1 protein-coding gene is annotated in these 5,380 nt (G+C 41.5%); it reads left to right on the plus strand.

Features of this window, described 5'->3' with window-relative positions:
• Window positions 1-216 precede the first annotated feature (216 nt).
• A partial coding sequence (locus I1A59_RS08955; protein WP_196092423.1) for a Rib/alpha-like domain-containing protein occupies window positions 217-5,380 on the plus strand: 5,164 nt, incomplete at its 3' end.

Here is a 5,380-nt window from a genome sequence, read left to right on the forward strand (position 1 = left end):
CTTGCTTGATCACTTGATATTTTTTATCTTCAGACATTGTTAAAACTATTTTCCTCATCTTTCTAATGTAACACAGAGGACATTTTCATATTCGATTTACTTAAGACATTATCACTTTCGAATGATAATATTGTTTTATGTGCTGAATTTTTGTGTAGAATTTACTCAATTGTGTTATACTTAGGGTGTACCATCATAAAAAAATAGGAGGATACCATGTATTTTAACCGTAAGGGCGCCAAGCAAACGAATTGGCGCATGATCAAAAAAGGAAAGCACTTTCTATTTGGTTGCTCCCTTGTTCTTGCCCTTGGTGCAACGACAACTGTAGCAGCATCGGATGTTGCAATTGAGGAAAAATCGTCATCTTCTTCGGAATCTGAATTCACCTTAGCTGGAGATGTAAGTCTGGATTCAGAGACTAAAGACAGCTCGCAGGTATATAATGTGCCAGCAGTTGTTTTAGAAACTGAAGAAGTGTCAACCACTGCCCCTTCTTCAGAAGAAAAAGTAGAGGAAAACCTTACTACAGAAGAAACAAAAGCAACTACAACCCCTGTTGCCGAGGAGAAACCAGTGGCACCAGTTGAGGAAGTAAAGGCTGAAACTGAAGTCAAACCTGCTGACCAAAAAACAGCAACTGACCAGCTGGTTGAAAAACCAGTAGCTCCTCAAAGCGAAGTTGAAACTGCTGCCCCAGCAGATCTTTCAACAAGAAAAGAAAGAATTATTCGCGGTCTTGAAAAATTGAAGCACCTACCTTCAACTGATCGGGAAGACTACGCTAAATTGATTGAAAGTGCAACTACAATTGGGGAATTGCAAAACCTTCAATCACAAGCTAACCAAGCAAATGCCTTGCTCTATTTGGAGAAAACTCGTGCACAACGAGAGTCTGAGGCTGCTTCTGTAGAGAACACTGCATTCCGTAAAGTTACAACGGATGTCTATAAAGCAGCACTTGCCGAAATTAGGGGATTGTCTAACTTAAATAGCGTAGAGATTCAATACTACACAGCTGAACTGAACAAGTTAACAAAAGGAATTATCAATCGCGATAAAGAAGTTACAGCTTTGCTTGAGAAAGCTCGTAAGATGAACGAGTTGTATGCATCTAATCGTGGAACAACTCAAGCGGATGCCATTTTAAATACTGTTAGTGCTAGTGATGATCGTACTGTTAGCGGAAATGTGCGACTAACCTCTGGTGGACGAATTAATACAGATGAAGATACTTATAATCAACCACTAGAGGGCGTTGAAGTCTATGCCCAATGGTATGAAAAAAATGGTTTTGCTTCTCCAATTTATAAGACAGTAACAAATGCTGACGGCAGTTTTGCAATTGGACTGCATGAGTTTATTGGGGCAGACGGTAAGCTCTATCAATTTAATGCGAATCCTCAGACTCCGCAATTCGAGAAGTGGCGCATTTGGTCTATTAATCCTGATACTAATAAATATAGTCTTTTATACTCTTATGGTGAAGAACAAATCTCACCAGAGGGAATCATCTTAGATGCATCTGCTGGAGCAGGTCAGAATGTTACTGCAGGAAAATTAGAAAATGTAGAGATTCGTTATGCCCATAAAACTGATGATATTTGGAAACAAGACGCAAAAGAAACACCAGCGCTTACCAGCGGATCAGGGTCTGGTGGTCGCGTTTCAGGGGCTGTTTATTGGAATAACTACAATCCGGCAGGTGGACAACTATGGAATGACTTGGTAAGTCGTCAATCTGACTATGACCGTGGACTTGAAAATGTGACGGTTTATGCCTCTTATCTAACGGACTGGGCAGTTAAACACTTGAATTCCCCTGAAGTTATGGCAAACTTTGTAGATGAATCTTCAGAATGGAAGCCAACTTATAACGCTGCTACTCAAGAAGGAAATATCCGTTCAATCGGTTCTAATTGGACACGAGTAAATGAAAATAAACTTCGGGAATATATCCTTGAACAAGTAAAAGCTGATCGCAGTAAGTGGGTCGCAGAAACAGTGTCTGCTAAGACTGATGCCAAAGGTGAATTTAATATTCAATTTAATGGAACCTATGGCCAAGCTTGGAATAACCAGGGTTATGGTACTTCCGTTACAAAATCTGAATCAGAGGTAACGAGTGCTAATGGAGAAACCCGAAAGGGAGTTGAGTGGAATGGGATTGTTGCTCACGATGCATCCTATGGTGCATTTGGAAGTAATGGTAATGGATCCCGTCTTGATTTAAGTAAGGCTCCTAAACATATTAATATGGAATGGATGATGATCACAACGGATAAAGAAGGTGTATCATTTGTTAATCCATTCTATGGTGATGTGCCAAAAGGACCTTTGAATATTTCAAATCGCTGGGGTACACAGGGTGTTGGAACTGGTACTGCATGGGGAGTAGACTATAATTTAGGTACGACTCTTATTCCTGGGAATAACGATGTGTCAAATGTTCGCTTTGCAGCATTTCATGATGATTTGACTTTTGATATTGTGAACTATGATTCTGCGGGTAACTTTGCAGGTCCAGGTGATACGGCAAGGACCTCAACTATTGGTGTCACACCAGTTGGCAATGAAACCTATGAAATTGTTTGGAAAGATGAAGAGGGTAAGGAAGTTGGTTCGAGTGGACCTATCAGACCTAATGCAACAGGAGAACTTCCAGAATCCACCTATTCAGTTCCTAGCGATTTGACAAAAACTACCACTTACTTTGCAGAATTGTATGCATTGAATGAGGATGGATCCCGTCCGGCTGATCCAATGCAAAAAGATTCTTTCACTGCAGTTTATCGTGAGTTACCAGTTTATAAAGTAACAGAGGGAGTACAGGAACAGTCTGCAGATTCTGAAACACCAACCTTCGATTTAGCTCACACGGAAGAAGTTGAGGAACGACCGGTACCTGCTGGTGCTAGTTTCGCACTTGTTTCAGATACAGGTGATGAAACGGTTGAAGGTTTTACAATTGATGCTAAAACAGGTGTTATTACTTGGACTAATCCTCAAAAAGACACTGAAGTTACCGTTGAGGTTACTTATGCAGATGGAACAACAGCGATAACAGTTGCGAAATTTGTTTTGAAAAAAGCAGATAACGAGAAGTATGAACCATCATACGAAGAGAAGAATGTGGTTCCTGGTACTCCAGCAACGACAACACCAACCTTCACGGACAAAGATGGAAATGCAACAACTGCACCAGAAGGAAGCAAGTTTGCGATTGCACCAGACTTTAGCGCACCTGAAGGTTACACAGTTACCATCGATGAGAATACAGGAGAAGTCACAGTAACAGCTCCGGCTACACCGACTGGAACAACCGCTGAAACAGTTACGGTACCTGTTGTGGTAACTTATCCGGACACAACTACAGATTCAGTGAATGCAGTATTCAACCTTGATTCAGATGGAGACAATACTCCAGACAAGGATGATGAAGATGATGATAACGACGGTATCCCAGATACGGACGAGTCAAAAGATGGAACAAATCCTAAAGATCCAAACTCAGCAGCATCTTCTATTACACAAATTGAAGATCAAACAGTTGAACAAGGGAATGCAATCAATCCTGTTACTGTAACAGGTGAGAAAGTACCAAATGGAGGTTCTTTCAAAGTTGACGGTCTTCCAGATGGTGTTACTTTTGATCCAACTACAAACACTATCTCAGGCACACCAACGGCTGCTGGTGAAAGCACAGTAACGGTAACTGTTTTAGATAAAGACGGGAATCCAGTTAAAGATTCAAATGAAAAACCAGTTACAGAGGAATTCAAGATTACTGTATCTGAGAAACCTAAACAAGCGGATACTAACGAACCAACTCCAGCCGATCAAACGGTTAAAGTAGGAGAGACACCAACTGCAGTGAACTCTATTGGTAATGTTTCAGAACTTCCAGAAGGAACAACCTTCGCATACGAAACCCCAGTAGATACAACAACAGCAGGCGACAAACCAGCAACAGTTGTAGTAACCTACCCAGATGGATCACAAGACAAGGTAACCGTAACCGTTAAGGTTGAAGAAAACCCAACTCAAGCAGATACCAACGAGCCTACTCCAGCAGATCAAACAGTTAAAGTAGGAGAAACCCCATCTGCAGAGAAATCCATCGGTAATGTTTCAGAGCTTCCAGAAGGCACTACCTTCGCATATGAAACCCCAGTAGATACCACAACAGCAGGTGACAAACCAGCAACAGTTGTAGTAACCTACCCGGATGGATCACAAGACAAGGTAACTGTAACCGTTAAGGTTGAAGAAAACCCAACTCAAGCAGATACCAACGAACCAACTCAAGCAGATCAAACGGTTAAAGTAGGAGAAACCCCATCTGCAGAGAAATCTATCGGAAACGTTTCAGAGCTTCCAGAAGGCACTACCTTCGCATATGAAACCCCAGTAGATACCACAACAGCAGGTGACAAACCAGCAACAGTAGTTGTAACCTACCCAGATGGCTCAGTAGACAAGGTAACTGTAACCGTTAAGGTTGAAGAAAACCCAACTCAAGCAGAAACCAATGAACCAACACCGGCAGATCAAACAGTTAAAGTAGGAGAAACCCCATCTGCAGAGAAATCTATCGGAAATGTTTCAGAGCTTCCAGAAGGAACTAAGTTTGAGTTCGAAACCCCAGTGGATACCACAACAGCAGGCGACAAACCAGCAACAGTTGTAGTAACCTACCCAGATGGATCACAAGACAAGGTGACTGTAACCGTTAAGGTTTCAGAAAACCCAACTCAAGCAGATACCAACGAACCAACTCCAGCAGATCAAACAGTTAAAGTTGGAGAAACCCCATCTGCAGAGAAATCCATCGGTAATGTTTCAGAGCTTCCAGAAGGAACTAAGTTTGAGTTCGAAACACCAGTGGATATCACAACAGCAGGTGACAAACCAGCTGTAGTGGTCGTTACTTACCCAGATAAATCTCAAGATCAAGTAAACGTAACTGTTAAGGTTGAAAACCTAGATGCTGATAAGTATACGCCTGAAGTGGAGACTGAATTTGTTATTCGGGGTTCTGAGTACGATCTCACAGATAATCTAAAACCAATTTCTGATGATACAGGAAATCAAGTTGCGATAAAAGTCGAAGACGTTACACCAAAAGGTGTCGTTGATACTACAAAACCAGGAAACTATACAGGAAAGGTTAAAGTAACTTATCCTGATGGAAGTTCCGAAATCGTTGATGTTCCTGTCGTTGTTGTCGATCAAGAAAAAGATCCAAGTGACGCAGACAAGTACGAACCAACAGCGAAACCTGAAGAAGTAGCAAAAGGTGGCACAGTTGATTTAACAGATAACGTTGATCCAATCACAGATGAGAATGGAAACCCAGTAAATGTTGTCGTTAAAGATG

The sequence above is a fragment of the Streptococcus sp. NLN76 genome (assembly GCF_015686645.1).
Classification (GTDB): Bacteria; Bacillota; Bacilli; order Lactobacillales; family Streptococcaceae; genus Streptococcus.